Source organism: Thermodesulforhabdus norvegica, from assembly GCF_900114975.1.
Taxonomy (GTDB): Bacteria; Desulfobacterota; Syntrophobacteria; order Syntrophobacterales; family Thermodesulforhabdaceae; genus Thermodesulforhabdus; species Thermodesulforhabdus norvegica.
In genome coordinates this window covers 207,164-224,654 of the sequence record NZ_FOUU01000002.1, presented here as the reverse complement: position 1 = coordinate 224,654, position 17,491 = coordinate 207,164, and the positions used below count along the sequence as shown (strand labels likewise).

Annotated in this window: 12 protein-coding genes; 6 read left to right on the top strand and 6 right to left on the bottom strand. The window is 50.2% G+C overall.

Features of this window, described 5'->3' with window-relative positions; all coding sequences use genetic code 11:
- Window positions 1–8 precede the first annotated feature (8 nt).
- Window positions 9–386 (top strand): FmdB family zinc ribbon protein, encoded by a 378-nt coding sequence (locus BM091_RS04660; protein ID WP_093393851.1) that lies wholly within the window; start codon window positions 9–11, stop codon window positions 384–386.
- The gene (locus BM091_RS04655) at window positions 383–1,309 is read left to right on the top strand and encodes an RluA family pseudouridine synthase (protein WP_093393850.1); all 927 of its coding nucleotides are present in this window, start codon (window positions 383–385) and stop codon (window positions 1,307–1,309) included. Before BM091_RS04660 ends, BM091_RS04655 begins: the two co-directional genes overlap by 4 nt.
- On the opposite strand, the gene BM091_RS04650 is transcribed toward BM091_RS04655, so the two are convergent.
- Together BM091_RS04650 and BM091_RS04645 are read right to left on the bottom strand one after the other, a co-directional pair.
- The gene (locus BM091_RS04650; protein WP_093393849.1) at window positions 1,245–3,530 is read right to left on the bottom strand and encodes a dynamin family protein; all 2,286 of its coding nucleotides are present in this window, start codon (window positions 3,528–3,530) and stop codon (window positions 1,245–1,247) included. The genes BM091_RS04655 and BM091_RS04650 overlap by 65 nt on opposite strands.
- Before the next feature lie 238 nt (window positions 3,531–3,768).
- Window positions 3,769–4,782: a hypothetical protein gene (locus BM091_RS04645; RefSeq protein WP_093393848.1), complete on the bottom strand. Its 1,014-nt coding sequence runs from the start codon at window positions 4,780–4,782 to the stop codon at window positions 3,769–3,771.
- A 186-nt stretch (window positions 4,783–4,968) separates the two neighbouring features.
- Between BM091_RS04645 and manA the strand changes: the two genes are divergently transcribed.
- The gene (gene manA, locus BM091_RS04640; protein WP_093393846.1) at window positions 4,969–6,162 is read left to right on the top strand and encodes a mannose-6-phosphate isomerase, class I; all 1,194 of its coding nucleotides are present in this window, start codon (window positions 4,969–4,971) and stop codon (window positions 6,160–6,162) included.
- Between the two features lie 7 nt (window positions 6,163–6,169).
- Here manA and BM091_RS04635 read toward each other — a convergent pair whose 3' ends face one another.
- The 4 genes from BM091_RS04635 to gyrB form a co-directional block, all read right to left on the bottom strand.
- Window positions 6,170–7,561 (bottom strand): sensor histidine kinase, encoded by a 1,392-nt coding sequence (locus BM091_RS04635; protein ID WP_177193523.1) that lies wholly within the window; start codon window positions 7,559–7,561, stop codon window positions 6,170–6,172.
- A gap of 10 nt (window positions 7,562–7,571) precedes the next feature.
- On the bottom strand, window positions 7,572–8,624 hold the full coding sequence (locus BM091_RS04630; RefSeq protein WP_093393844.1) for an NAD(P)H-dependent glycerol-3-phosphate dehydrogenase: 1,053 nt from the start codon (window positions 8,622–8,624) through the stop codon (window positions 7,572–7,574).
- Between the two features lie 160 nt (window positions 8,625–8,784).
- Window positions 8,785–11,214 (bottom strand): DNA gyrase subunit A, encoded by a 2,430-nt coding sequence (gene gyrA / locus BM091_RS04625; RefSeq protein ID WP_093393842.1) that lies wholly within the window; start codon window positions 11,212–11,214, stop codon window positions 8,785–8,787.
- A gap of 19 nt (window positions 11,215–11,233) precedes the next feature.
- Window positions 11,234–13,675: a DNA topoisomerase (ATP-hydrolyzing) subunit B gene (gene gyrB, locus BM091_RS04620; protein ID WP_281243974.1), complete on the bottom strand. Its 2,442-nt coding sequence runs from the start codon at window positions 13,673–13,675 to the stop codon at window positions 11,234–11,236.
- 356 nt (window positions 13,676–14,031) lie between these two features.
- On the opposite strand from gyrB, the gene BM091_RS04615 reads away from it, so the two are divergent.
- From BM091_RS04615 to BM091_RS04605, 3 genes are all read left to right on the top strand, one after another.
- The gene (locus tag BM091_RS04615; RefSeq protein ID WP_093393841.1) at window positions 14,032–15,705 is read left to right on the top strand and encodes an alginate export family protein; all 1,674 of its coding nucleotides are present in this window, start codon (window positions 14,032–14,034) and stop codon (window positions 15,703–15,705) included.
- A gap of 80 nt (window positions 15,706–15,785) precedes the next feature.
- Window positions 15,786–16,661 carry an arginase family protein gene (locus BM091_RS04610; RefSeq protein WP_093393839.1) on the top strand — a complete coding sequence of 292 codons (876 nt, stop codon included), beginning with the start codon at window positions 15,786–15,788 and terminating at the stop codon, window positions 16,659–16,661.
- Window positions 16,658–17,455, top strand: coding sequence for an RNA 2'-phosphotransferase family protein (locus BM091_RS04605; protein ID WP_093393838.1), 798 nt, complete (start codon window positions 16,658–16,660; stop codon window positions 17,453–17,455). The genes BM091_RS04610 and BM091_RS04605 overlap by 4 nt, the downstream gene beginning before the upstream one ends.
- The last annotated feature ends 36 nt before the right edge of the window (window positions 17,456–17,491 follow it).

Genomic DNA, 17,491 nt, shown 5'->3' with positions numbered 1-17,491 from the left:
GGCCTGCCATGCCCATATACGAGTTCCGGTGCAGAAAGTGCGGAAGGAAAAATGAGTTTATCACCTTCCGCATTTCCGAGCCTTTGAGTCCTTCCTGCCGTTATTGCGGCAGCAACGACCTCTCAAGACTCGTCTCGCGGGTAAGGGTCAGGCTCTCGGAAGAAACGAGGTTTGAGCGACTTGCGGATCCTGCCAGATGGGGAAATATAGACGAAAATGATCCAAGAAGCCTTGCCAGAGCCCTGAAAACAATGGGACAGGAGATCGGGGACGATCTCGAAACGGACATAGACGAACTCGTGGAAGAATCTCTTGAAGAAGGTCTTTCCGAAACCGAGCAGGCCGGCGGAGAGGAAGAGCAGAACGCCAGCGACCCTGTTTCATGAAGAATAACCGCCCGGGAAAACTCATGTCTCCAACCTACTGGGAATGGGAAATCGAGCTCGGGGAGACCGGGTTGACGCTGGCAGAGTTTATAAGCAAATCGACGGGTTTGCCGGGGTTTCAGGTAGAGGAGCTCATTCGTTTCGGCTCTGTCCACGTATCGGGCAAGAAAATTCACGATCCCCTGTTCCGTCTCGATGCCGGAAATATCGTCAGGATCTACTGGCCCTGGCATGGAGTGCATCGCTTTTACGAGATCAATCCGGAGCGAATCATTTTCAGAGACAAGTGGGTGCTGGCTTACAACAAAGAAGCCGGTATCCCCAGCCAGCAAACCCCGTCGGATAGTTACAACAACGTTTACCACGCAATCATCAGGTTTCTGCGACGGGAAGGGATCTCAGAACCCTACGTTGCAATTCACCACAGGCTCGATCAGGACACCTCGGGAGTTATTATTTTTTCCGTTGACAGGGGTGCCAACAAAGAGCTTGCCAGGGCTTTTTCACGAAGGCAGGTAACCAAGGAGTACCTGGTGTGGGCCGAAGGCAGGCTTCCGTCAACGGAATGGATTGCAGACCAGGACATAACCAGGCTTAAAGCACGCTACACCTGGACGGAACATGGAAAGGGAAAAAAAGCGGAGACTTATTTCAGGGTTCTGCTCAGCAGAGGCAATACTCACCTTTTACTTGCCCTGCCAAAAACGGGACGAACCCACCAGATACGGATTCACGTAACGGCAAGTGGCCTGAGAATCCCCGGAGACAGGCTTTACGGAGGACGACCTCAAAGGCACCTTCTGCTCCACGCCTACCGCCTCCGCCTTAAGCACCCCGTAACAGGCATACCGCTGACAATCACCGCCCCTCTCCCCGATTACTGGCCTGAACGTGAAAGCATAGCTCTTTTGCTTCGGGACTGAGACAGCCCGCCTCCATTCGAATCCTGTCAAGCCCTTCGAGAATACCGGAAACGGCCGATTCGGTTTCATCGAGGAGAGCATCCAGGGAATGCTGTTTGTTTTCCTCTTCTACTTTAAGCTGCTCTAATCTCTCAAGATTTACCTTCACGGTCTCAACCCTCATGGTGAACTCTCTCAAGAGCGAAGCAATGCCTTCGTCGATCAGGCGATGCACGTATCCAAAGCGGAAGTTCTGGCGGTAGTCGCGGAATGCATAAAGGACTTCCTCTCTGGCCTGACGCTTAACCAGGGAAACGGCCTCGAGCAGGTTGTCTTCTCTTAGTAATGCTTCTTTGTCTGTCCTGTGAGCCCGCAAAAGCTTCTTCAGCCTGTTCCAGAGTCTGGCCATCCTGCCCAGGCCGTATTTTGCATAGAGAACACCCTTCGCGAGCACGTAATCATCGGCAAGCAGTCCAAAATTCGGAGGCGAAACATTCCATGATGGACTCCAACGATCCATGCTCAATTCCTCACCTTCGGTCAAAGTGACGCCAAGTCCACGAAGGGCATTCCGGTAGTCCTCCAGTGGAACTTTAAGGAGCGACCAGAAACCTCTCGCCGCTTCAGATAACCTGTATCGTACGAAGTCCTCCTGTTCCCTGGCAAAGGTCATAATTCTGACGTTGACTTTATCGATAACAAACCTGGCCAGGTCGGCTCTGAAATGGATGTAAAAGTCATAAAGAGCAGTAATAAGACCCTTTAGATCCTTCAATCTTGTTTCAAAGGACTCTTCAATACGATAATTCTCTATCATTCTGACGGTATCGGAAACAACGGGACCGTATTTCAGGTCAAAAAACTTTTGAATTGCTTTATCACACTCGGCAACGAGAGAATTTCTCAGTCCTGATATCATGCTTTCAAGCATATTCATCGCCGAGACGACATCGTGCTGTCGTTTCTCTATTTCCGAAATAACCTGCTTCTTCTCCCGGAAATCCCCTTTAAGTAAAGATTTTCTCGTGCGGATAAAATCCAGAACAGACGCCCCCACCAACCTGGCTCTGGTAACACCTGTGTCTATCACCAGCGCTTTACCTCGAGCCACGATACCGGTAAGTTCCCCTCTAAAAAGGGAAAAGCCCTTATTAGAGATTTTAAGTAACTCAGGCGTGGTTTCCTTCCACAGTGACAGCCTGCGCGATTCTGAAACCGAGCCCCCGGACCGTTCGATGAGCTCTGCCAGAGCCGAAAACGTGAAAACCTGCGGCCTGCTTTCAAACAACGCCAGTTCCTTCCGGACCCGTTCTTCAAGGCCAATCAGATCTTCAGACGACGGGTGCACGTCCATATCCACATTCAGGACAAAAACCGTGCTTTCCATCATCGATAAGGAGCGGATGAATTCCAGCAACTTAAAATCTGCCTCTCTCAAGCCTATTCTGCTGCTTATAACATAAACTATCGCATGGGCCGTGTAGAGGTATTCCTGAAGGAGCGCATAATGCAGTGGATTTGGCGCGTCACTTCCCTGGCAATCCGCAATTTCCACATCCCTTTCGATCCACCCACCGGGATAGCGTAGCTCCACATTTCGGACGTATACCGCATGGGATTCACGACCAACGTATTCCCGGTGCCTTACGAGTTCGGATCCTTTCAGTTTAATAACCGGTTGATCTTTCAGGACAGACTCAAGGGACTCATAACCCTCCAGGTAGGCCTTAAGAAGAAGCAGGTTTCTGCGGCCTTCGTGCGAAAGGTCTGCTTCGGCAAAGGCATTAAGGGCCTTTGCAAGAACCTCTCTGTCTTTTTGGCGCCTTATGTCGAAATCCCTTATTTCTCCGAAAAACGAAGCCACTCCTGAAAGGCCTTTTACGATTCTTCTGACTTCGCCGTCAACCTGGTCAAGGCTTTTGAGCTGAATCACCGCTTCAGGTTTTTCGTCGCTTATAACCCGGGTCACAAAGGCGGTTACAATTCCGGCACCGCGTTTAAGCAGGTCGTCCCCCAGCAGAGCGTTAATCAGAGTACTTTTTCCGGATTTTACGGATCCGACAACGGCTATCCTGAATCGCGAATCTGAAAAGGTATCCCCGGCAAACCCGATGTAACTGTTCCATTCCTTTACTTCCTTTTCCGTTGCAATTCCGGTAGCAGAAAGCTTATCGATGTGACCTTTTAAACTTTCCAGGATGGAAAAAAATTGATTTTTCAGAGCATTATAAGAGTTAGCCATGGCTCTCCTATCTTAGCTGGAAATTGGGGATTTCCGGTCAGCTTTAACTGATACCGGATTCATAACCAGCCGTTTACCACATTTTCAAAGCAGGGTACCTTCAAACAGGCATCTTCCGCAGATCTGGATTACAAGGAAAATTCCTCAAAATCAAGCAACTGTGGGAGTACTCATGAAGCCTTTCGGAAATTTTGGGAAATTTCACGGGCGCAGGAATAAAGCCTGCTCAAATCACAGGTTAAAAATCAAAGGAGTAGTACAGAGCAAGCCCCCTGGCTTTGACATATTCCTCAACTTCGGGCTCGGAAATCATATAAGTGACGAGTACCGGAAAGATATTTTCAAACACACCTTCCAATCTTTTCAACCTTCTCTGGATGAATCGATCCACATCTTTTCTGGAGAGCTGGCTCTTCCCCTCCCCGATGATGGTCACCTTCTCTTCGCCTCTCCGGCCTTCTCCGATTATGTTCACTTCAACATACTTCCCGCTTTTATCCCTTACAAATTGCCTCCTCAACCTTCCTTCCACAACGATCTGATAGTCTCTTTCCAGCAGCCTGGGCAAAGAGCGAAACGCTTCGTCCTCCAGTCTGTATCCAACCGTTATTGCAAGCCCTCCCAGCTGTTCTCTGGTTTTCCGATGCTCTGAAGCCAGGGCACGCAACTCCATCTCGGTGCGCTTTTGAGCTTCCGCAAGCTCTTCAACCCTGACGGCAAGAGCATTCAACCTCTCATCCGTCCTGCGTTGAGCTTCCGCAAGTTCCTCTACCCTCTGCTCGGTCCTCTTCTGAGCCTCCGCAAGCTCCTCTACCTTCAAAGCAAGTGAATTCAACCTCTCATCCGTCCTGCGCTGAGCCTCCGCCAGCTCCTCAACTCTCTGCTCGGTCCTCTTCTGAGCTTCAGCAAGCTCCTCCACCTTCAAAGCAAGTGAATTCAACCTCTCGTCGGTCCTGCGTTGAGCTTCCGCAAGTTCCTCTACCCTCTGCTCGGTCCTCTTCTGAGCCTCCGCAAGCTCCTCCACCCTCTGCTCGGTGCGCCGTTGAGCCTCAGCAAGCGCTTCTATCTTCTCAGCAGCTCGCTGTTGCGCTTCGGCCAGATCTCTGACGATATTTCTCAGATCATCGAACTCCTGCTTGCCGACAGACTCCGCCCTCTGTCTTTCCAGTTCCTCAAGAAGCCCGAGCAGGATTTCTCTGAGATCGGGTGAAACCTTTTCCAGTTTTCTTATAAAGGCTACACTCACGGGCATATCCTAAAATCTCCCTTCATTGTTTCTCAAACATTATACAAACTTTCAGAAAAAGCAAATCGGTTTTGACGATATGCCTCACGGATAGAGTAACAAAATCAGGAGATCAGGGGGGTTCTCAAATGCTTACGGAGTAATTATTTTCATAAAGGCTTCAGCAACCTGAAAAAAGGGGGATTTTCATCCGTGAAGTGGAGACCCTTACGTCTTAAAAATCCCGTAATGCATTATGAATGGGGCCAGAGGGGTAAGGGCGCTTTCATACCCAGGCTAATAGGCCTGCACGATTGGGACGAGAACCTTCCATGGGCAGAACTGTGGATGGGAGCACATCCCAAGGCCCCGTCCAGAACAGAAATAGAGGGCAGAGAAGCAGGACTGGACGAGCTTATCCATTCCTTTCCCGAAGAACTTCTGGGAAACCGAATTCTGAATAAGTTTGGCGCAGAACTCCCGTTTCTTCTCAAAGTGCTCACGGCGGCTGAACCACTTTCCATTCAGGCCCACCCGGATGCTCAAAGGGCCCGCGAACTTCACAGGCTACAGCCGGAGCACTATCCGGACGCCAGACACAAACCCGAAATAGCCATAGCCCTGGAAAATTTTGAGTGTTTGGTGGGGATCGGTTCCCCGGAGATTCTGGAGAACAAGCTCAGAAAATATCCGGAAATAAGAAAGCTGGTCGCAGAAGATATCGATCCTACCCGACCCGATTCGGAGCGGATTTTCAAAAAGCTTATATCCCTATCAATCGATGCCCCCGATCGCATTGAAGAAGCGGTAAATGCCTTACACAAACGCCTGCTGACGAAGTCCCGGGACAGCCTGGAACGCATGGAAAAATTGTTTCTGTCACTTTCCACCAAATACGACCATACCGACGTGGGTCTTTTGCTAATATTTCTGATGAATCATTTAGCCCTGACACCGGGGGATGCGGTTTACCTCGGACCGGGAATACCTCATGCCTACATATCAGGAGCTATAGTCGAATGTATGGCAAACTCGGACAACGTCGTGCGAGCAGGCCTCACACCCAAGCACAAAGACGCCAGAACTCTGCTTTTGATAGCCGACTGCTCCTCAGCGCCTTCGGTAATACATTCGGCCTCCGAGAATCCCGTAACCGTTTACGAAACTCCCGCTCCAGAATTCAGGGTAACCCGATATAACTGCCGGGAAGAATATACGGTGCACATAGCCCCCGGGACTCTACCGGTTATGATATTTATTCTGGAAGGGAAAGGCCTTATCAGATGGGGGCCCGGAAATTCTGAAAAGCTTACAACCGGGGAAGTTGCCTTCATTCCGGCAGCCCTTCAGTCATGCCAGCTCGGCTTCTATCCCGGCACCATAGCATTTTCCGTACACGTTCCCTGATCCCTTATCATCCCTGTTTTTCCGCCCGCTCATCCTTCATGGGCAGTATGAAATAGAAGGAATTACCGTACTTTTCCGGTTCACAGCCGACAACACCCCCGTGGATTTCTACAACGTTCTTTACGAAGCTGAGGCCGTGCCCGGTGCCGGAGGCGACCTCACCGTGCCGTTCCGCCCTATACCCTTCTTCAAAGACTTTCCTGGCTTCTTCTTCGCTAAGAGGTTCTCCGGTCGTGAAAACCGATATCTTCAGGCCGTGGATATTCTCGCCGAAGTAATCCTTCAGAACCTGCCAGTCGTAAGACACCAGCTTAACCTTATTCCCGGCAGCATCTTCGATATCTCCCGCATACTTCAATGCGTTGGAAAAGAGGTTATCGAAAACCTGCGAAATCAAACCCTTATCAACCAGCAGGACGACCTCTTTATCGGGAATGTTGTCCAGGGTCCTGTTTACGGTGATACCCTTTTTTGCGAAGAGAGGCTCGTACCGTTCCAGAAGGGGATCGATGATCTCCGATTTGAAGTTGCAGGGCTGTTTGCGCAAGACATAGGTGCCCTGCACGAAATGATCTCTTCTCAACAAGCTTTCCAGAAAAAGGCTGGTATGATTGTAATGTTTTTCCAGAGCCCTGTTTTCCTCCTCGAGTTTGTCGTTAAGAGTTGATAACTCATGATAGATTTCACAGAGCTGCTTCGTCAGGGCCAGTTTTTGAAGTTGTTCCTGAGAAAATATGATCAAATCGCGGATATCCTTCTGCAGCCCTCTGTATGAATTTATCAGCTTCTTCATACGCCTGAGATAGAGCCTGTAGTACATATTGGGAGAGATCACGTTATGCTCGATGTCCGCTACCAGTTGATTTATAAACTTAAGATGTTGCAGATTCTGCTGTATAAGGAGCTTTTGATGAAGGTTGTAACCTATCCGGTTGGCAAATTTCTGGAGGAAAAAAGTATCCGACTCGCCGCATTCCGCGCATTCCACTTCCAGCATCCCCAGGATTCCGTCTTTACCTGAAAAGGGAAACCACTTGGAAAGAGCCTGATTTCCCCTTATGGGAAAGGCCCATCCCCTATCGGTTCTGTACATGGAATCTCTTATATCGATAATCTCATTTCGCTCCGACCCTTCAAGAATGCCCTTCTCACTCGTGCACACCTTTTCCAACCGACCATTCTGATGCTGGACCACGTACAGGGAGCTCTCAAAACCGAAGAAAACCTTCGGAACCGTTACCGAAATCAGGTAAAGATGATTGAGATCTGTGGATTCCTGAGCAAGGTCAAAAAAGGTTGCAAAAGCCTCTTCCTGAAGTTTTTTGAAACCGTATCTTTGATAATCCTGTTTCTTTTGTTCAACCCGCCGCATCACTTCGTCCAGCGTTATGTATCCCATAACTCTCCTTTTACCTGTTCGTTGAGATATCGGGCCAGAAACGCTGCAACTCGTATTCCCATTCATGCTTCAGGGTTCTGGAAAGAAGAGCCTTAACGGCTTCTCGAGGATCCTCTCCTTCATACAGCACGGAATAGACCCTTTCGCAGATGGGCATGTCCACTTTCAAGCGTTTAGCCAGATTATAAACGGACCTGGCGGTTTTTACTCCCTCTGCAACCATCTTCATTCCCGAAAGAACCTCATCCAGCGACTTCCCGCGCCCCATCTCATAACCCACGGTTCTGTTTCTGCTGAGCTCACTCGTACAGGTCAGAAGAAGATCGCCGACCCCGGGCAGGCCCAAAAACGTAAGGGGGTGAGCCCCCATGGCAACACCAAGACGGGTCATTTCGGCCAATCCTCTGGTTATAAGAGCCGCTCTGGTGTTATGGCCGTAACCGAACCCGTCGCTTGCACCGGCTGCCAGGGCAAGCACATTTTTGACCGCACCCGCCACCTCCAGCCCTATAATGTCCGTACTGGTATAAACCCTGAAATACTCGGTTGCCATCACCTGCTGGATAAATCGGGCCGTATCAAGATCTTCCGCCGCAACGGTAACCGCCGTCGGAATTTTTCTTATCACCTCTCTGGCAAAGGATGGCCCTGCCAGACAGGCATATCTGATCTTTCGTCCTTCCGGTAATATATCCCGCCATACGCCGGACATGGTAAGCAGAGTCTCGTTTTCAATCCCCTTGGTAGCACTCACAACAACGGACCCATCCCTGAGATGGGGGATCATGTCAGTTGCAACCGATCTGTAAACGTGAGAGGGAACCACCATAACTATAAAGGAGCGATCCCCTAAGGCAGACTCAATATCGTTATGAGCCGTTATGAGCTCACTCAACCGAAATCCGGGAAGATAGATCGGATTTTCACGGGATCTGTTTATCGCATCACACACTTCCTGTTCGTAAACCCAGAGGTGAACCCGATACCCCTTTTCCGCCAGAAGATTTGCCAGTGTCGTTCCCCAGCTTCCGGCACCTATAACCGAAACTTCCGATACATTCATGAAATCTTCCTCCACAATTATCTTTCCAAATTCCCGGGAAATTACACGATCACCCCGGTTTTAATGCCACCAAAAGCATCCACGAAAATCGCCCCACACCCCCACGATCTCTTTTACCCGCGTCACCTCAGGAAATTGTTGCTTCACGGTTTCCGATGCTTCAGGATTCGTTGTCGTCATCCTTTTCCACTTCACCTACCACCGCCAGATCGACGATCTTCTCATCTTCTTCGAGTTCCATGAGCTTTACGCCCTGAGTTGCCCGTCCCTGAAGGCTTATGTCAGAGGCCTTGAGCCTTATAAGCTTGCCCAAATTGGTAATGAGCAGAATTTCGTCTTCGGGATCCACCAGACAAAAGCCGGTTGCGTAACCGTTTCGCTCCGTTACTTTTATACCCATAACCCCCATTCCGCCGCGCCCCTGCACGCGAAATTCGGAACACAGAGTCCGCTTTCCGTAGCCTCTGTCCGAAACCACCAGAATCGCTTCCTGCCCCTGATAAACCTCCATACCGATGACATAGCTATCCGACACATCCATTCCCTTGACGCCCTGAGCGGCCCTGCCAAGAGGCCGCAGGACGGACTCGTCGATGACTATCACCTTACCGTGACGGGACATAAGAAAAAGCTTATCACTTCCGGTGGTAAGCCTCGCCCGGATTAATTCGTCTCCATCCCTGAGAATGACGGCTCTGACGCCTGTGGACAGCGGTCTGGAAAAGTTATCCAGGCTCATCTTCTTTATAATGCCTTTCTTCGTGCACAGCACCACATAAGCATCTGGCCTGAATTCCTTAACGGGAAGAACCGTGGCAACCTTTTCGCCATCCTGCAAATTAAGAAGGTTCACAATTGCCCTGCCCTGAGACGAAGGCGACGCTTCCGGGACATCTCTTACATTCAGCCAGTAAACCCGGCCCAGGTTCGTAAAAACCAGAAGAACGTCGTGGGTCGAAGCCGTCAGGATAGCGTGAACGAAATCTTCTTCCCTGGTCGTAACCCCACGACGACCTCGGCCTCCCCGCCTTTGACTCCTGTAAACGTGGACAGGAGTCCTCTTTATATAACCCTCTCTACTCAGGACCACCACCACTTCCTGATCCGGTATCAGATCGTCCCAGTCGATCTCATCGGCCTGAGGCACGATGGTCGTTCTCCTTTCATCGGCGTACTGATTTACGAGCTCCTCCAGCTCCTCGTGAATGATCCTGTTAACCAGGGCAGGCGAACTCAGGACCTGCCGATAGTACTCTATATTTTTGAGCACTTCTCGATACTCATCCACTATTTTTTCTCTCTCCAGCCCCGTAAGCCTCTGGAGCCTCATATCCAGTATGGCCTGGGCCTGAGCGTCGGAAAAATCGAATCTTTCAATCAGAGCCCCTTTGGCCTCAGAAGGAGACCCGGAAGCCCGGATAATGGCAATGACTTCGTCAATAAAATCCAGTGCCTTCTTAAGCCCTTCCAGAATGTGGGCTCTTTGCTCGGCCTTTCTGAGATCGTACTCGGTGCGCCTGACTATTACGGTCCTTCGAAAGTCGAGAAAATGGGCAAAGACTTCTTTAAGAGAAAGCACTTCAGGGCGGTTATTAACAACGGCAAGCAAGATGACTCCAAAGGTTGTTTCAAGGGGGGTGAATTTATAAAGCCGATTTTCCACAACCTTGGGGCTTGCATCGGGCCTCAGGGTAATAACCACTCTCATGCCTTCCCTATCCGACTCGTCACGGATTTCCGTTATGCCGTCTATTTTCTTTTCTCTGACGAGTTCGGCGATTCTTTCGAGAATCTTGGCCTTGCTGACCATATAAGGAATTTCCGTTATGATGAGAGCCTTCTTTTTTCCCCTGAGCTCTTCAACGTGAACGCGACCTCTAATCCTTATGGTTCCGCGGCCCGTCTCATAAGCCTGCTTTATGCCTTCCAACCCGTAGATAATCCCTCCGGTCGGAAAATCCGGTCCCGGCATCAGCCGGTATAATTCCTCGTAAGGTACATCGGGGTTTTCAAGATAAAGCTGAATAGCCCGGCACAGCTCGGCAAGGTTATGGGGTGGAATGTTCGTGGCCATTCCCACGGCTATGCCCGAAGCTCCGTTCAGCAGAAGGTTAGGAACCCTGGTCGGCAGCACCAGAGGCTCCATCAGTGAATTGTCATAGTTGGGCTGAAACGGAACGGTTTCCTTATCTATGTCCTGCATGAACTCATGGGCAAGCCTTGCCATTCGGACTTCGGTGTACCGCATCGCCGCCGGCGGGTCCCCGTCCACGGATCCGAAGTTACCCTGCCCGTCCACAAGAGGATAGCGCATGGAAAAGTCCTGAGCCATCCTCACGAGGGCATCGTAAACGGCAGCATCACCATGAGGATGGTACTTACCTATAACGTCACCGACGATTCGGGCCGATTTCTTGTAAGGCCTGTTATAGGCATTGTTGAGCTCATGCATTGCAAAAAGAATTCGCCGATGTACCGGCTTAAGGCCGTCTCTTACATCGGGAATGGCCCGCCCGATTATGACGCTCATTGCATAGTCGAGGTAAGACAGACGAATCTCATCCTCTATGTTTATTATTCTGGTTTTCATCGCTTATTATCGTCCCCCGTCAGATATCCAATTCTCTGAATTCAAGAGCGTTCTGCCTTATGAATTCACGCCTCGGATCGACCTGATCGCCCATAAGTATTGTGAAGAGTTCTTCGGCGTGATACTGATCCTCAATCCTGACCTGAAGAAGGGTTCTTTTTTCGGGGTTCATCGTGGTTTCCCAGAGCTGCTCCGGGTTCATCTCACCCAGACCCTTGTACCTCTGTATGGTAAGCCCCTTGCGTGCGCTCTCAAGAAGGTAATCGTAAAGACCGTCCAGACCACTGCACTGACGGCTATTTTCTTTCCCCTGAGAAATCAGGAAACAGCTCTGAAGATAGGGTCTGATGAAGTGAGCGATCTCCGCAAGCTTCCTCAGTTCCACGGACTTCAGGAAATCGTATTTCAGCTTTAATCTCCTGGAGCCACCGTTTTCCGGGTCCTGCGACAGTACCACCACAAGGTCATATCCCCGACCTTCCTCTTCTCTCTCCAGCGAAACCACCTCATAGCCCATTTTTTCGAGAAGACCTTTAAGCTCCAGCACGACTTCTTCGTCAAGATCGACAAAAGGACCTTCCCTAGAGGCTATGACCTCTCCCAGCGAACAGGCCAGGTCTTTCACAAACCTGCGTGGAAATCCCTTCATGGCCAGTTTGTCAGCCCACTGTTTGAAATTCCTGTACAGTGAGAAAAGTTTCAAAAGCTCCTCGGCGGGAATCGGTTTATCTTGTCCTTCGGGAGTAACCGAGGTACCCTCAACGGCCCGTCTGACCAAAAACTCCATCATCTGTTCATCGTCAAGGAGATAGTACTCTTTCTTACCTTCCAGAACCCTGTAAAGCGGAGGCTGGGCAATGTAGAGATGGCCGTTTTCGATTAACTCGGGCATCATTCTGAAGAAAAAAGTTAAAAGCAGCGTTCTTATGTGGGCTCCGTCAACGTCTGCGTCGGTCATCAGGATAACTTTGTCGTAACGGAGTCTGGATATATCAAAGTCATCGGGGCCTATCCCCGTCCCGAGAGCGGTAATCAGAGTACGAATCTCCTGGTTTTGAAGCATTTTATCGAAGCGAGCCTTCTCCACGTTTAAAATCTTGCCACGAAGCGGAAGGATTGCCTGAAAACGCCGATCCCTACCCTGCTTGGCCGAACCCCCTGCCGAATCCCCTTCCACGATGAACAGTTCGGCTTTCCTGGGGTCTCGCTCCTGGCAGTCGGCAAGCTTCCCGGGAAGACCGTGATCGCTGAGAAGCCCTTTGCGCCGGGTTAACTCTCTGGCCCTTCGGGCTGCCTCCCTCGCTCTGGATGCCTCAAGAACCTTGTCAATAATGGCACGAAACACCCTGGGATGTTCTTCAAAGTAGGTACTCAACCTATCGCCGACGAGCTGTTCCACCAGGCCTCTAACTTCCTGATTCCCGAGCCTGGTTTTAGTCTGTCCTTCAAACTGAGGATTGGGTACCTTCACGCTTATAACGGCTACAAGACCTTCCCTTACATCGTCGCCCGTAAGCTTCTCAACCTCGTTCCTGGGTATCTTTTGCTCGAGAGCCGTGTGTTTTATGACCCTTGTCAGAGCCGTTTTAAAACCCACGAGATGGGTTCCACCTTCTCTGGTATTTATGTTGTTGGCAAAAGAAAAAATCTTCTCTTTGTAAGAAGAATTGTACTGGAAAGCCACTTCAATAATCACGTCGTCCTTTTCACCGGAAATATAAATTACCTCAGGATGCAGAACCTCTTTGTTTGCATTCAAATGTTCCACGAAGGCCACAATCCCGCCTTCGTAATGATACTTTTTTTCTTTTCCCGTCCTTTCGTCAATAAGCTCAATGGTTAGACCCGGGTTAAGGTAAGCAAGCTCTCTCAGTCTTTGCGAGAGAATATCAAAATGTATGCTGGTTTCGGGAAAGATCTGAGGGTCAGGTCGGAAGGTTACCTTTGTGCCACGACGTTTTGTTTCTCCTATGATCCGGAGTTCCGTAACCGGCTCACCACGTTCATACCTCTGATGGTAAACTTTCCCATCTCTCCTGATTTCAACTTCAAGATACTCACTTAAGGCATTTACCACCGATACCCCTACACCGTGAAGCCCGCCGGCCACCTTATAGATGCTGCTGTCAAACTTACCCCCGGCATGAAGCCTGGTCATAACAACCTGAACCGCCGGAATCCCCTCTTTTTCGTGAACATCGACGGGAATACCTCTCCCGTCGTCCTCCACGGTAATGCTCTCGTCAACGTGGACCGTTACCTTTATGTTCCTGCAGAAACCGGCAAGAGCCTCGTCAACACTGTTGTCCACCACTTCAAAGACCAGATGGTGAAGCCCTTCTGTGGACACGTTCCCTATGTACATGGAAGGACGCTTGCGCACCGCCGAAAGCCCTTCCAGAACCGTTATCTGGCGGGCCGTATATTCGTTACCGCCGTACTCCATGACAGTTTGATCCATCGGCCGCACTCTCCTTTCGATTTCCGAAAACTCGTCGCAAAAAGCCGAAAATACGCCGTAACTATACCACAGCCTCCGACTTTTTCCAAATTCGGTCGCCACCGCTCCGAAAAAATCGCCGAAATTACCCTCAACGGGATATAGGGTAATCAAATCGAAAAATTATCTTGACTATTTTCAAATTTATTCCCAATAATGAAACGTAACTCAAAGGAGGGGCGGTTCTTTTATTCCTGATTAATTACAGGAACTCAGAAGGGAGGGGATAGCCCGGAAAGACTTGGCTTATCTAACACCGGTTTTCCAGAACATCGGGACTTTGGGGCAAAAAACAGATTGCGAGGGAGGAAAGAGCAATGCTACGCAGGTTATTGGGATTGTCCTTTGCGTTCCTTCTTTTGGTATCAGGAGTTTCGTTAGCTCAGCAGGAAGAACCCAAAGATATTACAGAAGAAGTGATAGTCGGACCCGGTACCGTGAGCATAGCCACGAAGAAAGACATTATGATGAGCTTCGGCGCACTGATAAGGTTTATTCCCACGGCAGAATCTAATTGGGACTTCGGTATGAGCGACAACGTTCCCGGATATCTTATAAATCCCGTAACCATGCAGCCGACTCTGGATGCCAAGTTCTTTGAAGCTCACTTCAACGAGTCCGGTACTGTGCGAGACGGATACATCAGAAACGAAGATAAGCTCTATTTTAACGCCATGCCCAAAGACCGCAAGTGGTCCTTTTATGCGGCACTTGAATACGACCGTCCGATTGACACCGACACCGTGGATAACAGAGGCGGTAGAGGAGACAACAGCAACTTCGGGCTGGAACGACTCAACGTAAGCGTTGCGCTACCCTTCAACACCCGGCTGCATGCCGGCTGGGATGTATGGGGGTTTGATCACGGCGAAGCAGCTTCCATGGTTTACGGAGACGATAACCCGGGATTCTGGCTGGAAGGCACCGTCGGAAGGCTCTCTTACAACATAGGTTACTTCAAGCTTGAAGAAAATGACTTCCAGACCAGTCTTTCAACGGCGGTAGCAACCAGAGAATACTTCGATTCCGATGCAGACAGAGACCTTTTTGCCGGCTGGGCAGAGTACAAACTCAACGACAGTCATAAAATCAGGGCTTTTTACGGTTATGACCGGATCCGGAGCGTTCAGATAGGAGACATGCTGGGACTTCTAAGTGGTGGTCAGGCCGGCATTGTGGGCAACTACGATGCCGAGATCGACTCTCACCATCTCGGTGCCTATTATGTCGGTAACTTCGGCGGCCTGAAGCTCATGCTTGAAGGAGTATATCAGTTCGGAAGCGCGGACAACACGGGCCTCAGCCGATACGGAAAGCCCGACGATTACGACATATCGGCTTATGCTCTGGCCGCAGACATCTCCTACGACCTGAAGGACCTCGTCGGATTCTCTCTCAAGCCCCATGTAGGCGTAATGTACACCTCCGGCGACGATGATCCCAACGACGACGAATTGAACGGCTACGAAGGAATTGAAAATGCCCAAAGGTTTTCGGAAATCTGGGGCGGTGAAAATACCATCATAGGCGATACCAACTTCGTTCTGGGTACAATCCTTTACGGATACATACCGGAGCTTTACGGAAACGGCACCCCGGTATTTACCGGAGGGCTCCAGAATGCGGCCGGATCCATGGGCGGTGGTCGAGGAGACAATCCCGGCCTGACAATGCTCAGCGTCGGACTTACTGCAGCTCCCAGGATTTTCCTGATTTACCGGACCAACTTCAACTTCTTCTGGTGGAACGAAGACTTCGTCGTGACCAACTGGGTAAATCCCACAATCAGCACCCCTGTTGAATCGGGCTACGCCGGTTTTGAGTGGGACAACGAACTCACGCTTGCACTCAACAAAAACACCTTCATCAAAGGCCAGATGGCCTTCTTCTTCCCCGGCGACGTCATTAAAGACGTAACCCGTGCTATAAGCGGTACCGAAAGCGACGACGTGGCTTCCCGAATCGCTGCCGAACTCATCTGGAAATTCTGATATTAACACCTGAGGCTAACTCGTGTAATAAGGGGTCGGGTACTTTCCCGACCCCTTTTGCTTTTTACGGAGTAATCATCATGCCCAGGATTGCCGTCACGTACCACGAAAGCTTCAGCCGAAGAAGCTATCTGACACGGGGAACCCGGCTTTCGGATTTTCCCGAAGTACTGAAAGATCTGGTCTCCGAAGGCAGGGTCGAGATTGTAAATGTCGGCGCCGTACCCGACGAGATCATACGGCTGGTTCACACGGACGATCACATATACCGGGTAAAACAGGATCCTCTGTGCAGTACTGCATGGCACTCTGTGGGAAGTGTTCTCACAGCAACGGAACTCGTCGTAACAGGACGTTTCAGACGAGCCTTTGCCCTCATCGGCGCAGGCGGTCATCATGCCGGCAGAAACTACTTCTGGGGCTATTGCTGCTTCAACGATGTCGTGATCACCATAGAATACATCCGAAACAGGTACGGCCTTAAAAGATTTGCCATCATAGACACCGATGCTCATCACGGAGACGGAACACGAGAACTGGTGCAGAACGATCCCGACGTTTTACATTGTTGCGTATGCAGCATGAATTATCGTTCAGGGGATAATTCCAAGATAGACATTTCCGCTTTTGATGTACTTGCATCCTGTAGGAGCTTTCAGGAACGGGACGAAGCCTATGCCGAAGCGATCAGGAGCCGTTTTATCCCGGCCGTTGAGAGCTTTGCTCCCGAAGTGCTTTTCTGGTATTTTGGTTTTGACACACACAGAGGAGATTACGGCGATCTGGGGCTGACTTCCGAAGCCTACGTAAAGATTGCAGAAAGCGTAACGGTCACAGCCGAAAGACTCTGTGACGGAAAGCTCGTTGTGGTTCTCGGAGGAGGCTCCAGAAGAGATCTGGCATCTCACGTAATCCCTCGGGTAATTAGAACCATAGCGGAGTTAGAACCCGCATGAAAGAATACAACCGCTTGGCAAAGATAATCTGGCACATAGCTTACCACAATCCCGGCAGCTATGGACTTTTCTGGGACGATGACGGAACCATGCCGCTTAAAGAATTCCTCTGGGCCTGTAATGTCGAACCGGAACTGCGGGTTATTAACAGAGACTATCTTAACAGGCTCACACTTCTGGGGGTCGATCTGCCCTTTACCGTGGACGGTCCCAGGCTCAGGCTGATCCGGCCGAAACCCCTCTATGCCGAAGTCGATCCACCCGGAGCGCTTTATTACGGAGCATCGCTGCCTTCTGTGCCTCTGATTTCAAAAAAAGGTCTTATTCCGCCTTCGCACAGGTCCTACCTGGGGATGTGGGACAGTTCAGAAAACTCCCTCCTTTACGGAAAACCTCTTGAAAAGAAGGTCCCCGTCAGGATTAATACCGTCAAAGCGAAAGAGCTCGGCGTGACTTTCCTGAAAACCGACAACGAAGGCTTCTTCCTGACCTCTCAACCCATTCCCCCTGAGGCAATTGACATTCCTCTACTTGACGAAAGAACTCAAAGGAAGCTTGAAGAAAGAAGGAAAAGAAAAGAAGAAAAAGAACGTCGTAAAAGTGAAGAGGCCGGGAAAAGAGTTCCCGGCGTTCCTGTTCCGGACATTGCCTATCTTAAGTCTCTATACGGAGAGGACAGGGCGTCCGAAGAAGCAGAAACGAAAGGCCGGGAGAAAAAGGACAGGAAACGCCGGAAAGGACCGGACTGGAAAAGAGAAGCCAGGAAGATCCGTAAAACCAAGCGGAGCTTATAGCCGGAGCTGTGGTAAAGGTGAAAGGAGGGTCAATCT